At 60.9% G+C, this 18,226-nt stretch carries 23 protein-coding genes and 1 tRNA gene; 14 read left to right on the top strand and 10 right to left on the bottom strand.

Annotated features, from left to right (window positions below; all coding sequences use genetic code 11):
* The 6 genes from atzF (at position 1) to AB4P94_RS30270 (ending at position 4,578) form a co-directional block, all read left to right on the top strand.
* Positions 1-1,773, top strand: a complete 1,773-nt coding sequence (atzF, locus tag AB4P94_RS30245) for an allophanate hydrolase (protein ID WP_395608720.1) — start codon at positions 1-3, stop codon at positions 1,771-1,773.
* Positions 1,774-1,837: 64 nt separating this feature from the next.
* A complete protein-coding gene (locus AB4P94_RS30250) occupies positions 1,838-2,050 on the top strand; it encodes a cysteine-rich CWC family protein (protein ID WP_395608721.1) in 213 nt (70 codons plus the stop codon).
* Positions 2,050-2,742 carry a 16S rRNA pseudouridine(516) synthase gene (locus tag AB4P94_RS30255; protein WP_395608722.1) on the top strand — a complete coding sequence of 231 codons (693 nt, stop codon included), beginning with the start codon at positions 2,050-2,052 and terminating at the stop codon, positions 2,740-2,742. Before AB4P94_RS30250 ends, AB4P94_RS30255 begins: the two co-directional genes overlap by 1 nt.
* A gap of 305 nt (positions 2,743-3,047) precedes the next feature.
* A complete protein-coding gene (locus AB4P94_RS30260) occupies positions 3,048-3,932 on the top strand; it encodes an alpha/beta fold hydrolase (protein WP_395608723.1) in 885 nt (294 codons plus the stop codon).
* Positions 3,933-4,143: 211 nt separating this feature from the next.
* Positions 4,144-4,217: transfer RNA gene (locus AB4P94_RS30265), tRNA-Gly, on the top strand.
* Positions 4,218-4,308: 91 nt separating this feature from the next.
* Positions 4,309-4,578: a DUF6482 family protein gene (locus AB4P94_RS30270; RefSeq protein WP_395608724.1), complete on the top strand. Its 270-nt coding sequence runs from the start codon at positions 4,309-4,311 to the stop codon at positions 4,576-4,578.
* Positions 4,579-4,654: 76 nt separating this feature from the next.
* Here the strand turns inward: AB4P94_RS30270 and AB4P94_RS30275 are convergent, their stop codons facing one another.
* Positions 4,655-4,894: a DUF6124 family protein gene (locus AB4P94_RS30275; RefSeq protein WP_395608725.1), complete on the bottom strand. Its 240-nt coding sequence runs from the start codon at positions 4,892-4,894 to the stop codon at positions 4,655-4,657.
* A gap of 466 nt (positions 4,895-5,360) precedes the next feature.
* Here AB4P94_RS30275 and AB4P94_RS30280 point away from each other — a divergent pair, with 466 nt between their 5' ends.
* Positions 5,361-5,654 (top strand): type II toxin-antitoxin system RelE/ParE family toxin, encoded by a 294-nt coding sequence (locus tag AB4P94_RS30280; protein ID WP_395608726.1) that lies wholly within the window; start codon positions 5,361-5,363, stop codon positions 5,652-5,654.
* 2 nt (positions 5,655-5,656) lie between these two features.
* The gene (locus AB4P94_RS30285; RefSeq protein ID WP_395608727.1) at positions 5,657-5,956 is read left to right on the top strand and encodes an addiction module antidote protein; all 300 of its coding nucleotides are present in this window, start codon (positions 5,657-5,659) and stop codon (positions 5,954-5,956) included.
* Here the strand turns inward: AB4P94_RS30285 and AB4P94_RS30290 are convergent.
* Together AB4P94_RS30290 and AB4P94_RS30295 are read right to left on the bottom strand one after the other, a co-directional pair.
* Positions 5,950-7,146 (bottom strand): MFS transporter, encoded by a 1,197-nt coding sequence (locus tag AB4P94_RS30290; protein WP_395608728.1) that lies wholly within the window; start codon positions 7,144-7,146, stop codon positions 5,950-5,952. The two genes, AB4P94_RS30285 and AB4P94_RS30290, sit on opposite strands and share 7 nt — an antisense overlap.
* Positions 7,143-8,306 carry an MFS transporter gene (locus tag AB4P94_RS30295; protein ID WP_395608729.1) on the bottom strand — a complete coding sequence of 388 codons (1,164 nt, stop codon included), beginning with the start codon at positions 8,304-8,306 and terminating at the stop codon, positions 7,143-7,145. Before AB4P94_RS30295 ends, AB4P94_RS30290 begins: the two co-directional genes overlap by 4 nt.
* 96 nt (positions 8,307-8,402) lie before the next feature.
* Between AB4P94_RS30295 and AB4P94_RS30300 the strand changes: the two genes are divergently transcribed.
* From AB4P94_RS30300 to AB4P94_RS30320, 5 genes are all read left to right on the top strand, one after another.
* A complete protein-coding gene (locus AB4P94_RS30300; RefSeq protein WP_395608730.1) occupies positions 8,403-9,296 on the top strand; it encodes a LysR family transcriptional regulator in 894 nt (297 codons plus the stop codon).
* 168 nt (positions 9,297-9,464) lie between these two features.
* Positions 9,465-9,647, top strand: coding sequence for a type II toxin-antitoxin system HicA family toxin (locus AB4P94_RS30305; protein WP_017736377.1), 183 nt, complete (start codon positions 9,465-9,467; stop codon positions 9,645-9,647).
* 22 nt (positions 9,648-9,669) lie between these two features.
* On the top strand, positions 9,670-10,080 hold the full coding sequence (locus AB4P94_RS30310; protein WP_395608731.1) for a type II toxin-antitoxin system HicB family antitoxin: 411 nt from the start codon (positions 9,670-9,672) through the stop codon (positions 10,078-10,080).
* A gap of 94 nt (positions 10,081-10,174) precedes the next feature.
* Positions 10,175-10,675 (top strand): methylated-DNA--[protein]-cysteine S-methyltransferase, encoded by a 501-nt coding sequence (locus AB4P94_RS30315; RefSeq protein ID WP_395608732.1) that lies wholly within the window; start codon positions 10,175-10,177, stop codon positions 10,673-10,675.
* A gap of 114 nt (positions 10,676-10,789) precedes the next feature.
* On the top strand, positions 10,790-11,215 hold the full coding sequence (locus AB4P94_RS30320; protein ID WP_395608733.1) for a low affinity iron permease family protein: 426 nt from the start codon (positions 10,790-10,792) through the stop codon (positions 11,213-11,215).
* Between the two features lie 53 nt (positions 11,216-11,268).
* On the opposite strand, the gene AB4P94_RS30325 is transcribed toward AB4P94_RS30320, so the two are convergent.
* The 4 genes from AB4P94_RS30325 to AB4P94_RS30340 form a co-directional block, all read right to left on the bottom strand.
* A complete protein-coding gene (locus AB4P94_RS30325) occupies positions 11,269-11,796 on the bottom strand; it encodes a DUF4142 domain-containing protein (protein ID WP_395608734.1) in 528 nt (175 codons plus the stop codon).
* A 120-nt stretch (positions 11,797-11,916) separates the two neighbouring features.
* Entirely contained in the window at positions 11,917-12,558 is a 642-nt protein-coding gene (locus tag AB4P94_RS30330) for a LysE family translocator (RefSeq protein WP_094951029.1), read from the bottom strand.
* 54 nt (positions 12,559-12,612) lie between these two features.
* Positions 12,613-13,023 (bottom strand): fosfomycin resistance glutathione transferase, encoded by a 411-nt coding sequence (gene fos, locus AB4P94_RS30335; RefSeq protein ID WP_395608735.1) that lies wholly within the window; start codon positions 13,021-13,023, stop codon positions 12,613-12,615.
* Between the two features lie 15 nt (positions 13,024-13,038).
* Complete coding sequence (locus tag AB4P94_RS30340; protein WP_395608736.1) at positions 13,039-13,956, bottom strand: LysR family transcriptional regulator; 918 nt, start codon at positions 13,954-13,956, stop codon at positions 13,039-13,041.
* A 77-nt stretch (positions 13,957-14,033) separates the two neighbouring features.
* On the opposite strand from AB4P94_RS30340, the gene AB4P94_RS30345 reads away from it, so the two are divergent.
* On the top strand, positions 14,034-14,522 hold the full coding sequence (locus tag AB4P94_RS30345; RefSeq protein ID WP_395608737.1) for a DMT family transporter: 489 nt from the start codon (positions 14,034-14,036) through the stop codon (positions 14,520-14,522).
* Here AB4P94_RS30345 and AB4P94_RS30350 read toward each other — a convergent pair whose 3' ends face one another.
* The 3 genes from AB4P94_RS30350 to AB4P94_RS30360 are packed head-to-tail and all read right to left on the bottom strand — an operon-like array spanning position 14,523 to position 18,045.
* Positions 14,523-15,854 carry an MFS transporter gene (locus tag AB4P94_RS30350; protein ID WP_395608738.1) on the bottom strand — a complete coding sequence of 444 codons (1,332 nt, stop codon included), beginning with the start codon at positions 15,852-15,854 and terminating at the stop codon, positions 14,523-14,525.
* Positions 15,855-15,913: 59 nt separating this feature from the next.
* Complete coding sequence (locus AB4P94_RS30355) at positions 15,914-16,855, bottom strand: hydroxymethylglutaryl-CoA lyase (protein ID WP_395608739.1); 942 nt, start codon at positions 16,853-16,855, stop codon at positions 15,914-15,916.
* Positions 16,852-18,045: a CaiB/BaiF CoA transferase family protein gene (locus AB4P94_RS30360; RefSeq protein ID WP_395608740.1), complete on the bottom strand. Its 1,194-nt coding sequence runs from the start codon at positions 18,043-18,045 to the stop codon at positions 16,852-16,854. Before AB4P94_RS30360 ends, AB4P94_RS30355 begins: the two co-directional genes overlap by 4 nt.
* Positions 18,046-18,226: the final 181 nt, after the last annotated feature.

The following is an 18,226-nucleotide window of genomic DNA, read 5'->3' on the forward strand; positions in this document are numbered from 1 at the left end:
ATGAATCTGCAACTGGACACCCTGCGCAAGGCCTACCTCGGCGGCGACACCACGCCACGCGTCGTGCTGCTGCAACTGCGTGAAAAAGCCGCGCAGTTGAACCCTGACTATCATCTGTTTATCCACCTGCTCAGCGTGGCGGAACTGGAGCCGTACCTGCTGGCACTCGAAGGTCGTGATCCCTCGCAATTGCCCCTGTACGGTGTGCCGTTTGCCATCAAGGACAACATCGATCTGGCCGGCATTCCCACCACGGCAGCCTGCCCGGCGTTTGCTTATGTGCCGCAGCACAGTGCAACGATTGTCGAGCAGTTGATCACCCTCGGCGCGGTGCCGCTGGGCAAGACCAACCTGGATCAATTTGCCACCGGGCTCAACGGTAGTCGCTCGCCCTACGGCGCCTGCCCCAACAGCGTGTTGCCTGATTATCCGGCGGGCGGTTCCAGTGCGGGGTCATCGTTGGCGGTCGCGCTGGGCGTCGCGAGTTTTGCGTTGGGCACCGACACCGCCGGTTCCGGGCGTGTGCCGGCGGCGTTGAATAACCTGGTGGGGCTCAAGGCGAGCAAGGGGTTGATCTCCACGGCGGGCGTGGTGCCGGCTTGCCGCACGCTGGATTGCGTCACCACATTTACCCGCACGGCACGGGAGGCCAGCCAGTTGCTGGCGCTGACCGCCAGGCTGGACCCGCGGGACGCCTACAGCCGCCAGAACCCGGCATGGAATGACGCTTCGGCGTTTGGCGCGCCTAGGCCGTTTCGCTTTGGCGTGCCGCGTCAGGAGGATCTGGAGTTCTTCGGCTGCGAACAAGGCCCACCGCTGTTTCAGCAGGCCATCGCGCGCATGATTGCACTGGGCGGCGAACCGGTCGCGCTGGACCTGTCGCCCTTCCTTGAAGCCGCGCGCCTGCTCTATGAAGGGCCGTGGGTGGCCGAGCGCTACAGTGTCGCGGGCGAGTTGATGGAGCGCGACCCCGAAGCCGTGCTGCCGGTGATTCGCGCAGTGTTGGCCAAAGCCCCGGCGGTCACGGGCGTCGACACCTTCCGCGCGCACTACCGTTTGCAAGTCTTGAAAGCGCAGTGTGACCGCTTGTTGGAAGGCCTCGATTGCGTACTGACACCGACCATCGGCCGCCCGGTGACCCTGGCAGAATTGCAGGCAGAACCGGTGCTGCGCAATGCCGAACTGGGCTACTACACCAACTTCATGAACCTGCTGGACTATGCCGCCGTCGCAGTACCCAGCGCGATGATGAGCAACGGTTTGCCCTGGGGCGTGACGCTGTTCGGCCGCGCATTTACCGACCAATACCTGCTCGGCGTGGCGGACGCCTTGCAGCGCCAGCAGGAGGCGTCATTCAGCGTTCCCGCAGGCATCGCCAGCCATGACGGCACGCGGTTGGTGGTGTGCGGCGCGCACCTGCAAGGGCTGGCGCTCAATGGCCAGTTGCTGCGCCGGGGGGCGCGCTTGCTGGAATGCACCCACAGCTCGGCGGATTATCAACTGTTCGCCCTGGCAGGCGGGCCGCCGTATCGGCCAGGCATGCTGCGGGTCAGCGAAGGTGGCGTGGCGATCGAAGTGGAAGTGTGGGAATTGCCAAGCCGCGAGTTGGGTTCTTTCCTCACGGGCATCCCTGCGCCCCTGGGGCTGGGCAAGGTGCAACTGGCGGACGGGCGTTGGGAAACCGGTTTTATCTGCGAACCCTATGGCCTGAGCGGCGCCGTGGATATCAGCCACTTCGGCGGCTGGCGTGGCTACCTGCGAAGCTTGCAATAGCGGGGCGGCGCTGTATCGTGCAGGGAACTCCGGGGCCCTGCCCGATGCCTGCCTGAACCGAACGATGACCACGCCAACCCTTTGCCCCGCCTGCGGCGCCCGCAACGACTGCGCCCTGGCCGACCCGCGCACCGCCGCCCAGGCCTGCTGGTGCTTCAGCGTCACCATTGAGCCGGCCGTGCTCCAAGCCCTGCCGGACGAGCTGCGCAACAAAGCCTGCCTGTGCCCGCGTTGCGCCCGGGTGGATGCGCAATTGCGTGAGGCTCAACAGCCGTAATGCGCGTAGATCGTTTTCTCAGCAACCTGCCGCGTTTCAATCGCCAGCAGGTGCGCCTGTTGCTGGTCGAACGGCGGATCACCGTTGATGGCATCGCCGTCAGTAATCCGCACCATGAAGTCCGCGAATTCAGCCGCGTGTGTGTCGACGAGGAGGTGCTGCAAGCCGGTAAACCCGCGCGGTATTTCATGCTGCACAAACCTCAAGGCTGTGTGAGCGCCACCGCCGACCCGGTGCATGCCACCGTGCTCGATTTGCTTGCGGAACCGGACAAGGGCGAACTGCATATCGCCGGCCGCCTGGACTTCAACACCACCGGGCTGATGCTGATCACCAACGATGGCCAATGGTCGCGGCGCCTGACGCAGCCGCAGACCAAATTGCCCAAGGTCTACCTTGTGGACACAGAGCAGGACATTACCCCGGACTATGCGGTGACCTTCAAGGCTGGCCTGTATTTCGCCTTTGAAGACCTCACCACCCAACCTGCCGAGCTGGAACTGCTGGGCCCCCGGACCGCGCGTTTGAGCATCATCGAGGGCCGCTATCACCAGGTGAAGCGCATGTTCGGGCATTTCGATAACAAGGTTATCGGCCTGCATCGCGAACGAATGGGGCCTCTGGTGCTGGATGCCACGCTGGCGCCAGGCGAGTACCGGGCGTTGACTGACGACGAAATACGACAGGTCTGACGACCGTTCGGCCGGTGATGGCAAAAAACCTGCCCGGCGCCTTGCGGGGTAGCATATCGGCTGCTTGAATCCATCTTGCCAGCCAGATTATGACTGGCGAGTCGCCTATAACCTCCAAGAAACACCTTGCCCCGCCCGCGCTTGATCTACGGGCCTCTCAGGCAAACAGCCCGCCATAACAACACCCGTCGGCCAGCCGCTATCGGACCGGCATGGGCGCTCATCTTCCAGGCGTATGCCTACCTGTCACAAAGCTCGTGCAGAGTGATCTGCGCGCACTACCCGCTTGCCAGGAGTCTTACGACATGAGGCCAGAAATCGCTGTGCTGGATATACAGGGTCAGTATCGGGTTTACACGGAGTTCTATCGCGCGGATGCAGCTGAAAAGACCATCATCCTGGTCAATGGCTCGATGGCCACCACGGCATCCTTCGCCCAAACCGTGAAAAGCCTGTACCCGCAATTCAACGTGGTTTTGTACGACCAGCCCTACGCTGGCCGCTCCAAAATCCACAACCGTCATGAGCAGATGCTGACAAAGGAAGTCGAAGGCCAGATTCTTCTGGAACTGATCGACCACTTTGCCGCCGAACACGTGCTGTCATTTTCCTGGGGCGGTGCCGCCACCCTGGTCGCCCTCGCCCACCGGCCACGCCGCGTGGAAAAGGCGGTGATCAGCTCGTTCTCGCCGGTGATCAACGCGCCCATGCGTGACTACCTCGAACGCGGCGTCGACTACCTCGGCAACCTTGATCGCCACAGCGTCGGCCACCTGGTCAACAGCACTATCGGCAAGCACCTGCCGTCGCTGTTCAAGCGCTTCAACTACAAGCATGTGAGCAGCCTGGCCGAACACGAATACGGGCAGATGCACTTTCACATCAGCCATGTGCTCCACGGCGATCGGCTGTGCTACCTCGCGGCAGCGAAGCAAATCGACATTCCGGTGTTGTTCCTGAATGGCGAGTGGGACGAATACACCAGCGCAGGCGATGCCAAGCTGTTTGGCCAGCACATCGCCAAAAGCAGCTTCAGCACCATCCAGGCGACCGGGCACTTTCTGGACATGGAGCACAAGGCCGCCTGCCGGGACAGCCGGGACGCGGTGGTGGGCTTTCTGAAACCGCAGCGCCAAGTCAGCCGGTTGAGGTATCAGCACGGCCAGACGCAGCATGCCTTTGCCATTTGAAATCAAGGTTTGGAAACCCATCCGCTTCTGTGGGAGCCGGGCTTGCCCGCGATACAGGCGCCTCGGTGTGCCAGCCACACACTGCTGAAGCCATCGCAGGCTAGCCAGCTCCCACACAAGCTGGCGCCAGGCTTGATAAGCGTAACTCACACATTTTTGAAGAAAAACTTCAAATCCCGGCGAACATCTGGTACAAAGTCAGCCGCTCTGAGCGGGTATAGTTTAATGGTAGAACAGTAGCTTCCCAAGCTTCCGACGAGGGTTCGATTCCCTCTACCCGCTCCACTCAGATTCTGCTTTCACGTCAAGTTTGCTTTTGACGCGAAGGCACAAAAAACCGGCCCTTGGTGGCCGGTTTTTTTATGGACGGGATTTGATGTATTGGCTGTTCGCTTCGCGAAACCTGTACAAATCAAAGTTTCCCTACAAGCATCAGTGCTGGCGCTACCGACTTAGCCAGCCGGTGGACGATGATGCCAAACCACTGCGAATTGGCTCCACCACGCATTTGCGCGACCTGTTGAAACGGGTGCCGCCGTTTCCCGGTGTACTGGTGCAGCACTGTGTGCACGATGAAATGTGCGGCGTGCGTGAAGGGCCCATCGGTGCGTTGCGCATTCCGTTTTCGCTGGCTTCGTCGCTTTAAAATGCTGTGCTTGGCTCCCCTTCCCCTTGGTATGTGCGGCCTGGGAAGGCAAGCCTGTTGCAGTACGCGGGCGAAGTTACGCGGCGCGGTCCACGCGGTCTTGCGCCGCTTCTACCAGCATCATTCCTAGCTCAATCATTTGTTGAATGGCCAAGGCCAGGTAGCGGTGTTGAGTGGGCAGGCTTTCGGCAAACTCGCCGGTCATGGCGCCAGCGCCGGCGATGGTTTCGTAGGCGTTGGCGAGCAACGCTTCGGTGTTGGCTTCAGGGCGGACGCTGAACAGGTTTGTGGAAGGGTTGATCGAATCGGTACACATCTGTTGATCCTCGGTAAGGACCACCACTCAAAGGGTAAGGGTGGCAGCTGTACGCAGGTTAGTAGACCGGGAAAATTAATCCGAAAACCGGCGCGCCCGAAGACGCCCTGCGCACAGCTACCAATAAGCACAGGCATGAAAATACCTGACAGCAAGGACAGCCGTACGCCGGATTAATTTTCAACGGGCTACTAAACCCGACCGCTGATGGGCAGCGGCAGACGAACCTTAAAGAGGTCGCCCAAGGCGCACAACTCAGACGATTCTGAGCTTGGTGTAGGCAATGGCGCAAGGCTTCAGACCGCCCCTACCCTCCCCTTCCGTGCCGCAACTTTTGGCAATAGGAAAACCCTGAAGAACGTTTGAAAACGACACGCCCCTCGCATCATTCTCCCTGGCCTTCGACACAGTCATTTTTCTTGCCAATAAGTATCCACATGGATACAGTGAATTCCTGTGAGGCCCAGTGAACCATTTGATCCAGCAAACCCGGACCTTCACCCAATGGCACTCAGCGATACGTGACCTGCGAGCAAAAATCGCCATTGCTCGGCGTATCGACAGAGCCAGCCTGGGTAACCTGGGCGATTTCAAGACGCTGGGCGGCGGCATTTCAGAAATGCGTATAGACGTGGGAGTGGGCTATCGCGTGTATTTCATCCTGCGAGGCAGGAAGATCGTCATATTGCTGGCCGGTGGCGACAAGTCTTCACAAGATGCCGACATCCGGCGGGCAAAAAAATTAGCAAAAGAGGTGTGACAATGAACCAAACACTGACGACATTTGACATGGCCGCACTGCTCGACAGTGATGAAGCGATCAGCGAATACCTCTCTCAGGTGCTGGCAGACGGCGACAACGACGAGTTTCTTCGAGCCATCGGCTACGTGGCCAAGGCCCGTGGAATGGCGAAGATCGCCACTGAGGCAGGTGTGGGCCGCGAGAGTTTGTACAAGGCATTTGCCCCAGGCGCCAAACCTCGATTTGAAACGGTGCTCAAGGTACTTCACTCACTTGGCATTGACCTGTTGGCTCGACCTGTACGGTGCGCCCCTCACTGATCCTGAAAGGCGCAAACCTGCTGCACCACCCACGCCAACGGCAACGTCAACAGCAACATCCCCGCCAACACCATCAACGCGACCGGAACGCCCAGCGCATCGCCCACTCCACCAAACACCACGGGCGCCAGCGCTCCGCCGCCAATCGTGCCGGTGTAAAACACGGCGAAGGCCTGCTCGCGTTTCCCCGCGCCGGCCAGGTCCGGCACAGCACCATACAACACCGACGACGTGCCATTGAGCACCAGCCCCAGCACCGGCAACATCACCATCAACCCAGTCAGGGGTAAGTACACCGCTGCAACGATCAGCAGAGCCGTGGACGTTTCGGTCAGCCACACGGTTCTCATCATGCCGATGCGCACACCGAGGTAGCCGCAGAGCAATTTGCCGAACGCGCCGCCGATGAACAGCATCGTCAACGCCAGGCCAATGCCAGCAGTGCCCGCGCCTTTGGCTTGCAGCAGGAACGGCAGAAAAGTCAGAAACCCCATGCGCACGGCGCTGTCGAGGGTGCCGGTGAGGATCAGGGCGCGCAGGCCGGTCGCAGAGCCGTTTCCGCTGAGGGGTTTGGCGTTTTTAGTGGAGGACGATTCGGATGATTGTGTAGGCACCAGCCACCACAACAGCCCCGCCGCTGCAAGCCCGAGCAACCCAAGCAGGGTGGCGCTGGCACGCCAGCTGATCACAGTGAGCAGCAGGCCGACCAGGCCCGGGATCAGGGTTTTGCCGATGTCACCGGAGAAGTTGTACTGCGACAACGCTTGTTTGACCCCGCCGCCTTTCTCATAAGCATCCGTGATCATCGAAGACGCCAGCGGATGTTGAGTGCTGGCGCCCAGGCCGCCCAACACCAACGCCATCAACAACAGGCCCCATCCCGTGGCTTGCCCCACCAACAAGTAAGCAACGCCCGCCAGCGCGGTGCCGCCCACCAGCATCGGCACGCGGCCCCACCGTTTGGCGGCACGACTGGCCATGAGCTGGAACACCGCCATCATCCCGGAGTAAGCGCCGCGCAAAAGGCCGATCTGGGCGTAGGACAATGCGAACTGCGCCTGCCAGATCGGCAGCAACACGTAGATCACATCGGTGAGCCCATCGTGCACCGCATGGGCGCTGCAGCCCGCGATGAGGGCACGACGGCGAGAAGAGGGTTCAGAGGCAGGCACGGCGACGGTGTCGGTCATGGGGTTGGAATCAGCTCAGGTTTAAGGGGCTTCCAGCCCGTCAGGGCGATCAGCAGCGTCAGCAGTTGAAAACCGATAATCAGCGCCACGCAGCCTGCCCAGCCCCAACGCGTCCAGATCAACGCCGGGAGAATGGCGCCACAGCTGCCGCCCAGGTAATAGCACGTGAGGTAAACACCTACAGCAGCTGCTTTGTTGTCGCGGGCGTTGGCGGCGGTGAAGGCGTTTGCAGCGGCTTGAGCGAGAAATACACCGGTGGAGCTGAGCGCCAGGCCTGCCACGATGCACCACAGGGACGGCAGCAAGGTCAGCGCCGAGCCGGTCACACCGAGCACGGCGGCGAGGGTCAGCAGTTCGGCATGGGGCCTGGCTTTGCTGAGGCGACCTGCGACAGGAATCACCACCAATGCCAGCAAAAACACCATGTAAAGCGCGCCCAAAGCTGCAGGGCCGAGGCTGAACGGAGGTAAGCCCAAGTACAAACCAGCGTAGGTAAACGCTGCGACCTGGGAGAACAGCACACAAAATCCTACGGCGTATGCAGCGAGCAAGGGTTTGCGAAAAATACCCGTCGAAGCCGTTTTAACGGCTGGCGTTTGCCGAGGGTTGGCCGGCAACAAAAACTGAATAAACCCACCGACCATCAGGCTCAATACCGCGAGCAACTCAAACGCTTCACGCCAGCCCACATACTCGGTCATCACCCCCGTGACAAAGCGCCCGGCGAACCCGCCGAGTACCGTCCCCGCCACATACAGGCTGGTGACTTCGGTCACTGTTGCGCCACGCCAGCGGTCGCCGATGTACGCCACGCTGGTGGCAAACACCACCGGGATCAGCATGCCTTCGACAAATCGCCACACCAGCACTTCGGCAAAACTGCCGGCATAGGCGGTCATCAATGCGGGCACCGCCAGCAGCAACGCCGCTACGGCGATCACCGTGCGTTGCTCAAAACGCACGGTGAGTCGGCTGACAAAGGGTGCCGTCATCGCCACTGCCAGCGTCGTGACCGTGATGCTCCAGCCCGCCGCATTGGCGCTGATATGAAATTGCGCGGCAAAGGTCGGCAGGATGCTCTGGGTGGCATAGAGGTTGAGAAACGCCGCGCAGCCACACAGGAACAGGGCAAGACGGGCACAATGCAGGCGCGGTTTCATGAAACCTCTCGTTTTATTTTGTGAGGTCTTTATAGAATGGCGGGCGGGTCTTGAACCAATACCGATTTCGGACCGATCGATACCCCAGGGACCAGGATGCTCGACCTACGCAAGCTGCGATACTTTCTGACGGTCGCCGAAGAATTGCACTTCGGCCGCGCGGCCATTCGCCTGCACCTGGCGCAGCCGCCGCTGACACGACAGATTTCGGCGCTGGAAACAGAGTTGGGCTTCAAGCTGTTTGATCGCACCAGCCGCACGGTGACCCTTACCGCTCAAGGCCGTTCGTTTCTGCCCTATGCGCGCAGTGTGCTGGAGCAGGTGGAGTTGGCGCAGGTAATCGCCGGCAAGCTGGCCGCAGGCACTGCCGGGCAACTGGCGCTGGGGTATGTCAGCTCGATTGCCCTGTCGGATTTGTTCAGCCAGGCCATCCAGGCGTTTGCCCAGCGCTTCCCCGAAGTGCAACTGACCCTGGTGGAATGCGCGTCCGGCAGCCTCGGCGCGCAGGTGGCGGATGGACGCCTGGATATCGGCTTGAGTCGCTTGTTGCCGCCCAACGACGAGGTGCGGGCATTGTCGCTCGGAGAGGAGCGCCTGGTGGCCGCGATATCCAGTGACAGCCCTCTGGCAAGCCAGCCGCACGTCAGCCTGGCGCAGCTCAGTGCCTACCCGCTGATCCTGTTTCCATCGGACTACGGATCGGGCCTGAACCAGTCCATCGAACAGCTTTACCGGCACCACGGCCAGCCGCTGCGTCCCGGGCCAACCGGCCGGCAAATCACCTCGATTATCGCGCTGGTTGCCGCCGGGCAAGGCGTGGCGCTGGTGCCGGAATGCACCCAAAGCCTGATGAACAAGGGCGTGACCTATCGACCTTTGGCCGAGGCCGATGCACGCGCACAGTTGTTGGTCCTGACCCCGTTTGAAACAAAAAGTGTGCTGGTGGATGCCTTCCTCGCCGTCATTACCGAGGCGTTACACACCCGGTAACAGCACCGCAAAACCTCGCAATACCTCTGCCCGACGCCATTCCCGCGCACTCATACACTTCAATCACTCGCCAGCGAAATACCGGCCATCGACCGTCGGTAGGTAGAGTGTTGATAATTTATTTTCAGTGGTTATAGTCACCACCAACACACACCACAAGGAGGTGCTGTGGATAGCCGATATTTGATAGGACACATCGTTGCAGACGGCTGGTACCTGGTGCGCACTCGCGGCAGCCATCATCATTTCAAGCACCCGACCAAACCGGGGCTGGTGACGATTCCCCATCCGAAAAAGGACCTGTTGGACAAGACCGCCAAGAGCATTTTGAAACAGGCTCTGTTGAGTTAATCGTCCCTGGAGGACAACAGACATGCTTTACCCCATCGCAATTTCAACCGGCGACGAAGATCACGCCTGGGGCGTGGAAGTCCCCGATATTCCTGGCTGCTACTCGGCTGGCGATGACCTGGACGACGCCATGGCCATGGCGCGCGAAGCCATCGAAGGGCACTTCGAAATTCTCGCGGAAGATGGCGCGCCAATTCCAGGCGCGCAAAAAGTCACCCTGCATGCGGCCAACCCTCAGTACGCAGGCTGCACCTGGGCAGTGGTCGACATTGATGTCACCAAATACCTGGGCAAGGCGCAGAAGCTCAATATCACACTGCCCGGCTATCTGCTGAACCGTATTGATGAATATGTGCTGAGCCACCCGGAAGAAAAAAGCCGTTCGGGCTTTCTGGCTTCGGCGGCGCTCAAAGTCTTGCAGCAAGACCGCTGACCGAATTCCACCGCAAGAAACGTAGTTTTCAATCGGGAGCGCTGTTCTAGAGTTGAACAACATTGGAACAACGCCCCCCAACAGGAGCCCGCTCATGGCCTACGAATACAAACTCATGCCCTCCCCCGTCGGCCAACTCACCCTGGTGGCACGCGACGACAAGCTCTGCGCGATCCTGTGGGAACAAGAGCGGGCCAACCGCGTGCGGCTTGGCCAGTTGTACGAAGCCAACGACAGCGCAGTGCTGCTTGAAACCGAGCGCCAACTGAAAGAGTACTTCGCCGGCACACGCAACCACTTTGAGGTGGAACTGGACTTCGCGGGCACCGACTTCCAGAAACAGGTCTGGCAGGCGCTGCTGACCATTCCTTTCGGCGAAACCCGCAGCTACAGCCAGATTGCGCATCAGATCGGCAACCCGAAAGCCGTACGTGCCGTCGGAGCCGCCAACGGGCGCAACCCCATCTCGATCATTGCGCCATGCCATCGCGTGATTGGTGCATCCGGGGGCCTGACCGGGTTTGCCGGTGGGCTGGAAGCCAAGCAGTATTTGCTCGCCCTGGAAGGCCCGGACCAGACAGAGCTGGCCTTTTAAAAGGGGCCACCGACAAAACGCATACCTGCGCTCATCGGGCTAATTGTAAAAAGAAATTTCAGAACAACCCTGCGGTCCATACTTTCATCACCCTCCCTTTCAAGGAAAACGGTCATGAAATTTTCCGCAGTCTCGCAATCCCTGTCCCGCTGGGCAGGCAGCCCCCGCACTTTCTACGCCGCGGTGGCGTTGATTCTGGTGTGGAGCCTGAGCGGGCCGTATTTCCACTACAACGACACCTGGCAACTGATCATCAACACCTCGACCACCATCATCACCTTCCTGATGGTGTTCCTGATCCAGAACACGCAAAACCGCGACAACGACATCCTGCACATCAAGATCGACGAACTGCTGCGCGTCTCCAAGGACGCGCAAAACGCAGTGCTGAGCCTCGATGGCCTGGACCGCAAGGAACTGGAAAAACTGCGCCAGGAATACCGCAGCATCGGCAGCACCGGCACCGTGAGCCTGAACAGCAGTTGTGGCGCGTCGGTCGACGATGCGGCGCAGGCCAAGACCGATTTGAACCAGGCATAAAAAAACGGCGGTTGGATACATTCCAACCGCCGTTTTTGCTTAACCAAATGCAATCAACCGTCGCCTTGATGACCTTTGCCGTAGCTCGATGCCAGGGCACGAGCTTTCTGCAAACGTTCTTCCAGCTTGGGCAACGTCTCGTCCACCAGCGCCTTTATCTCCGGCACATCCGACGCCGCGCCTTCCTGTTTGAACAGGGCAATGGCGTCTTCATTTTCCTTGACCTGTTGTGCGGTGTAGGCGGCGTCAAAGGAGTCGCCGTCCTTGAGTTCGGGCATCAGGGTTTCAGCCTTGTCGACGATCTTCTCGCGCGGCGCCACCGGCAGGTCGAGCTTCTTGGCGATGGCCGCCAAGTGCTGATTGGCCAAGGTGCGTTCGTTGATCACCTCGATGGTGTAGTCCTTGATTTCCTGGGACGAGGTCTTGGCGTGGGCCATGCGGCTGGTTTCGATGTCGGCCATCCCTTTGGCCGAAGCTTGCTCGATGAATTCAGCCGGCGACTGGGCGAAAGCATTGCTGGCGCCGAGGCCCAGCAGCATCGCGAAACTGGCGGTGCGTAACCGGATAGCCATACGGCTCATGATGGGTTCCTCCAGGGCAAAAATAAGATCGGAGGGATTTACCCCCGCCCTGAATTCGAATTTTCAGGGCGGCAAAGGTTTAGAAAAAACTCGCCAGTGCGACGAACGGTCATCGCCAGGTCAGGCCGGTTTGCTGCCAAACAGGCCCGGTAGAGCGTGTGCCAGAGCGTTGATGGCAAAGCCGATAAACATCACGCCGCAAAGTTTGGTGATCAGGATTTCATGGCGCTGATACACCGTGCGCACGCGCTGGGCGCCGACCACGCCAATCAGAATCGCGTAAGCCAGCAAACCGCCGATAAAGCTCAGGAAAATCAGCGAAGGCAACATTGCCCAGGTCAACAACTCTGCACGGCTGGACAGCAACGCCGTGAAGGTCGCGACTGCCACCGGGTACGCCTTGGGGTTGGTCAGGCCGAACAAAATACCGTGCCAGAACGGGTGCCGCGCGGCGCCTTGTGGCGCATCGCTGCTGCGACGCTGGGTGCGAATCGCGCGCCAGCCAAGCCAGAACAGGTACAGGCCACTGAGCACACCCAGCACGTCAAAGGCGCTGCTGCCGACCTCCCGCGCGCCGACAATCGCAATCAGCGCGGTACTGCACCACACCACATCCCCCAGCAAATGCCCGCACAAAAAACCTGCCCCGGCACGACGGCCACGCGCGGCGCCAATGCCGAACACCGCCAACACGCCCGGACCAGGCGTAATACCGTAGATAAAACCCGAAGCGAGGACGGCGAGCAGCAAGGATGGGGTCATGGGCGCGACTCTGACAGACGGTTGAATGGTGGATGGATTCTGCACGTTATGGCGCTACGGGTAAAACTTCATTCCTGCATAGGGCTTGGCACGACAGGCTTGCAGGCGCGAAGCCAGATCACCGACATGCGCTTCCAGCTTGTGGCCATCAGGGTCGAGAAAATAGAACGACGCACCTTCGCTGTGGTTGTCGCGCCATTCCTGCACGCTGGCGGCGCGCAGGCGGGTGACCAGCGCGGTGAAATCAACGGCATCGACGCTGAAGGCATAGTGGGTGTAATCGGCAGCCGGGGTTAAACAGCGCAACGGGTCCAGCGACAGGCACAACCACAGGCCGGGCAATGACAGGTAGGCGCCATTGTCCCATGTGGCGTCCAGTTTCAACTGCAACAGTTCATGGTAGAAGCCGACGCTGCGGTGCAAATCGGTGACGGCCAGGGTCAGGTGGTTGAGGCCTGAGAGCATGGTGTTTTTATCCTGTTAGCGTGGGTCTTCGGACAATACACCCTGCACCCGCCCAATCAACCATTGCAACCCCGCATCCCCGCCCCGCCGCACATGCCACGCCAGCTCAACCGCAAACGAGGGGATATGAAACGGCGCAGGTACGGCCACCAGTTGCTGATGATCAATGTTAAGCAAGCCCCGCGACGATACCGTCAGGACCAAATCCGTGCCCTGGATCAACTGCGGCGCCACGCCCCAGTGCGGCAGGCTGATCGCCACGTGCCGCCGTTCACGAATCGCGGTCAATGCCCGCTCGATTTCCGGCGTGCCGCTGCCACGCATTTCCAGCAGCACATGGGGCCGTGACAGGTAGGTAGGCAAATCGAGCACGCCGCTTTCCGGCAGGCTGTTGCGGTCCACCAGGCAGGTGTAATGCTCTTCGAATAACGGCATGGTGCGCAGTTCAGCGGGCATGTCGGGGAAGACGCCGGCGGCCAAATCAAGATCGCCATTGAGCACGCCGTCGACCATGCCTTCGCGGCTGGCCTGGATGATTTGCAGGTCGATACCGGGCGCCTCGCGGCGCAACATGCGCACCAGCTCCGGCAGGAAAATCGCCGCACTGTAATCCGACATCGCCACGCGGAATCTGCGTTTGGCGGATGCCGGATCAAACCGGTTTGGCGCCAGCAATGCCTGCACCTGGGCCAGGGCTTCGGCCAGTGGCGCGGCCAACTCCAATGCTCGCGCGGTCGGCACCAGGCTGCCGCGCTGACGAACCAACAGCGGGTCTCCCAGCACATCCCTCAAGCGTGCCAGCGCATGGCTGACCGCTGGCTGGCTGAGGTGCAGGCGTTCGGCAGCACGGGTCACGTGTTGCTCCGCGAGCAAGGCGTCGAGGATCACCAGCAGGTTGAGATCGATGCGGCGCAGATCATTCATCGGCTGCATGCCTGGCATAAGAATTTGGAATTTAAATGTGCGCGACGAATAGCCTAGAGTCCAGAAAAACCTCTGGGAGACTCAAAATGACAACGTTGCATTGGGCAGGTTTATGGGTGCTGGCAGTCATCGCCGGGGCGGTGGTGCCGTTTCAAAGTGCGATCAACGCCAACCTCGGCCGTGGGCTCGGCCACCCGCTGTGGGCCACCCTGGCCTCGCTGCTGGTGAGCATTATTGTGTTGTTGCCGGTGATTCTGGCCCTTCGTTTGCCGCTGCCGAGCCTGGCGTTTATCACCAAGGCGCCGCTGTGGATGTGGGCCGGTGGCGCCTTTGGCGTGTGCTTTATCTCACTGGCGTTGATGTTGCTGCCCAAGCTCGGCGCTTCCGGCTTTATCGCCCTGGCGATGGCCGGGCAGATTCTAGCCTCGCTGGCGCTCGACCACTTTGGCCTGTTTGGCCTGGTGGAACGCCAACTGACAACGCCCCGGGTGCTGGGGGCGTTGTTGTTGATCGGCGGTGTGGTGTTGATTCAATTCAGCACCACTCCCGCCCGCGCACTGGCTACGGCGGGCTGATCAACCCTTGTCCAGCGTGCGCAGCTTGTGCGGCAAGCCCCACAACAGCAGCGCCGCCGCCAACAATGCGCACACGCCGATCACATACAGCGCAGGGGTGGTGCTGCCGGTGAGGTCCTTGATCCGCCCCACCATCACCGGGCTGACAATGCCGCCGAACTGCCCCAGCGTGTTGATCACCGCGATCCCGCCCGCCGCGCCTGCCCCGGCGCCGGCCAGCAACTTGGGTGGCAAGGTCCAGAAGGTCGGAATCGAGGCGATGATGCCTGCGCCCAGCATGCCCAAGGCGATGATCAGGAAGGTGGTGTGGTCAGCGAAGATCCCGGCGCTGAAGAAACCCACGGCGCCGAGCACCACCAGGGCGCAGACAAACTTGCGCCGCTCACCGGTGGCATCCGACAGCCGCCCGATCACCACCATGCTGATCGCACCGCACACATAGGGAATGGCCGTGAGCAAACCGATCATCACCGGGCTCTCGGTACCGGCGCTGCGAATCAGTTGCGGTGCCCAGAAGTTGAGGCCGTAGGACGCGACCTGGATCAGAAAGTAGATAAAACCGAGCATCAGGAAACCCGGAATACGGATCGCCGACAAGAGTGAGCCGCCGTGCTGGTTTGGCTCATGCTTGGCGATACGGCTCGACAGCAACGCCTTCTCCTCGGCCGTCAGCCAGTGGGCATCCTCAATGCGGTCCTTGAGCATTGTCAGCACCAGGAAACCCAAGCCGATGCACGGCAAGCCGCCCAGCAGAAACAACCAGTGCCAGCCGCGCATCTGCAACACACCATCGAGGTGTTCCAACACCAGACCGGAGAAAGGCGCGCCAACCAAGCCGGCAAACGCCGACGCGAGGAACAGCAGCGAGGTGATGCGCCCACGGAAATGCTGCGGAAACCACAGGGTCAGGTAATACAACACACCCGGCGCGAAGCCCGCTTCCATCGCACCGATGATGAAACGCAGCCCGTAGAACTGCCATTCGGCAGTGACAAACACCATCGCCGCCGTCGCCAGCCCCCAGGACATCATGATGCGTGCGATCCAGCGCCGCGCGCCGACCTTGTACAGCATCATGTTGCTCGGCACTTCGAAAATCACATAGCCCACCACAAACAACCCGGCGCCCAGGCCATAGGCGGTGTCACTCAGGCTCAGGTCGGCTTGCAACTGGAATTTGGCGAAGCTGATGTTGATGCGGTCAAAAAACGCGAACAGGTAGCACACCATGATCAGTGGCATCAGGCGCCAGGCGACCTTGCTCACCAGGTGTTTTTCCGCGTCGATCTCATCAGCCGTGCGCGCGCCGGCCTCTAACGTAGTAGTGCTCATGGTTTCTCTCCAGCGGGCTGCTCAACGGCGCCCGATTGTTTTTGTTGTCTGGTGCGGCGTTACAGCGTGGCGATGTAAGCCGGTGGTGGATGCAGGTCGCAATTACGCCCGGCCTTGGCGACCTGGCCGGGCAATTCATGGCCCAGCAAAGCGGGCAAGCGGCGGGACAAGTGCAACAGGTGCGGTAGATCGATTCCGGTGTGGATGCCAACTTCCTCGCACAGATTGACGAGGTCTTCAGTGCAAATATTGCCCGACGCCCCGGGCGCAAACGGGCACCCCCCCAGGCCGCCGAGGGCCGCGTCAAACCGCCGGGCGCCGGCTTCATAGGCGGCCAGCACATTGCATAAACCCAGGCCACGTGTGTTGTGGAAATGCAGGGTCAAATCGCGGGCGGACACTCGCTGCAACACCCGCGTGACCAAACGTTCCACCTGCCGCGGGTTAGCCATGCCGGTGGTGTCAGCGAGGCTGATGCCCGGGATACCCAGCTCCAGGTAAGCGTCGACAATTTGCAGCACGCGGTCTTCATCGATCTTGCCTTCGAACGGGCAGCCGAAGGTGGTGGCGATGCTGCCATTGAGGCGCACCGGGTGGTCGGCGGCAACGCTGACAATATCGCCAAATGCCGCCAGCGACGCCTCGCAACGCATGCGCATATTGGCCAGGTTATGGGTCTGGCTGGCGGACATCACTAGGTTCAACTCATCGGCGCGGGACTCGATGGCGCGCTGGGCACCCTTGAGGTTGGGAATCAGCGCCACGTAAATCACACCGGGTTTACGTTCGATGCCCTGGAACACTTGCTCGCCATCACGCAAGGCGGGAATGGCCTTGGGCGAGACGAAGGAACCTGCTTCAATCCGCGAAAAACCGGCAAGGGAAAGCTGGTCGATCAGGGCGATCTTGTCGGCGGTCTCGACCCAGGTCGGCTCGATTTGCAAGCCATCGCGCGGGGACACTTCCTGCACGATCAGCGCGTCGGAATAATCAGAAATCATTGCACCACTCCCGAGGTTTTCAGGCGTTGAATATCGGCACCGGTCAGGCCCAGGCTGCCGAGAATGTCATCCGTGTGCTGGCCCAGCGTCGGACCTTGCCAGTTCACTTCGCCAGGGGTTTCGGACAGCTTGGGCACGATGCCCGGCATCTTCACGGACACACCGCCGGGCAGCTCGGCATCGAGCAGCATGTCACGCGCCTGGTAGTGTGGGTCGCTGACGATATCGGCCACCGAGTAGATGCGCCCGGCCGGCACCTCGGCGGCTTCCAGGGCGCTGAGCACCTGTTCGATGGGCAGGCTGCTGGTCCAGTGGGTGATCGCAGCGTCGAGCAAACCGCTCTTGGCGGCGCGGCCATCGTTGTGGGCAAATTCCGCTGCATCGGCGAGATCCGCGCGGCCGATGGTGTGCATCAGGCGCTTGTAGATCGGGTCGCTGTTGCCAGCGATCACCACATAGGCACCGTCGGCGGTCAGGTAAGTGTTGGACGGCGCGATGCCGGGCAAGGCACCGCCGCTGCGCTCCCGTACATGCCCGAGCATGTCGTATTCCGGCACCAAGCTTTCCATCAGATTGAACACGCTTTCGGCCAGGGACACGTCGACAATCTGCCCGTCGCCCTGGCCAGTCTTGACCCGCAGCAACGACATCAGCGCGCCGATCACACCGTGCAGGGACGCCAGGGAATCACCCAGGCTCACGCCCACCCGCGCCGGTGGCGAATCCGGGTTGCCGGTGGTGTAGCGGATGCCGCCCATGGCCTCGCCGATCGCGCCAAAACCCGGGCGGTCGCGGTAAGGGCCGGTCTGGCCGTAGCCGGAAATGCGCACCAGAGTCAGCTTGGGGTTGATGGCGTGCAACACGTCCCAGCCCAGGCCGAGTTTTTCCAGGCCGCCGGGGCGCAGGTTTTCGATGAGCACATCGGCGTCACCGAGCAGTTGTTTGATCAGGCCCAGGCCTTCCGGGGATTTGAGGTCCAGTGCCAGGGACTTCTTGTTACGCGATTGCAGGTACCACCACAGCGAAGTGCCTTCATGCAGCTTTCGCCATTTGCGAAGCGGATCGCCCTGCCCCATGGCCTCGATCTTGATCACCTCGGCGCCAAACTCGGCCATCAGCCGGGCGGCGAACGGCGCAGCGATCAGCGTGCCGATCTCGATCACCTTGATACCGCTCAGGGGAGCCGTCATCGGGTGTACCTCTTATTCTTGGAATGTGTGGCCAAGACTAGAGGACACGAACAGGGGAAATCCAACCGTCAGTTGGCAAGGAGCGTTCGCGAATGGCGAATACAGATAGATCGCTATCGCGGGCAAGCCCGGCTCCCACATGGGAACGCGGGCACCTGTGGGAGCCGGGCTTGCCCGCGAT

It is taken from the genome of Pseudomonas sp. B22129, assembly GCF_044218875.1.
Taxonomy (GTDB): Bacteria; Pseudomonadota; Gammaproteobacteria; order Pseudomonadales; family Pseudomonadaceae; genus Aquipseudomonas.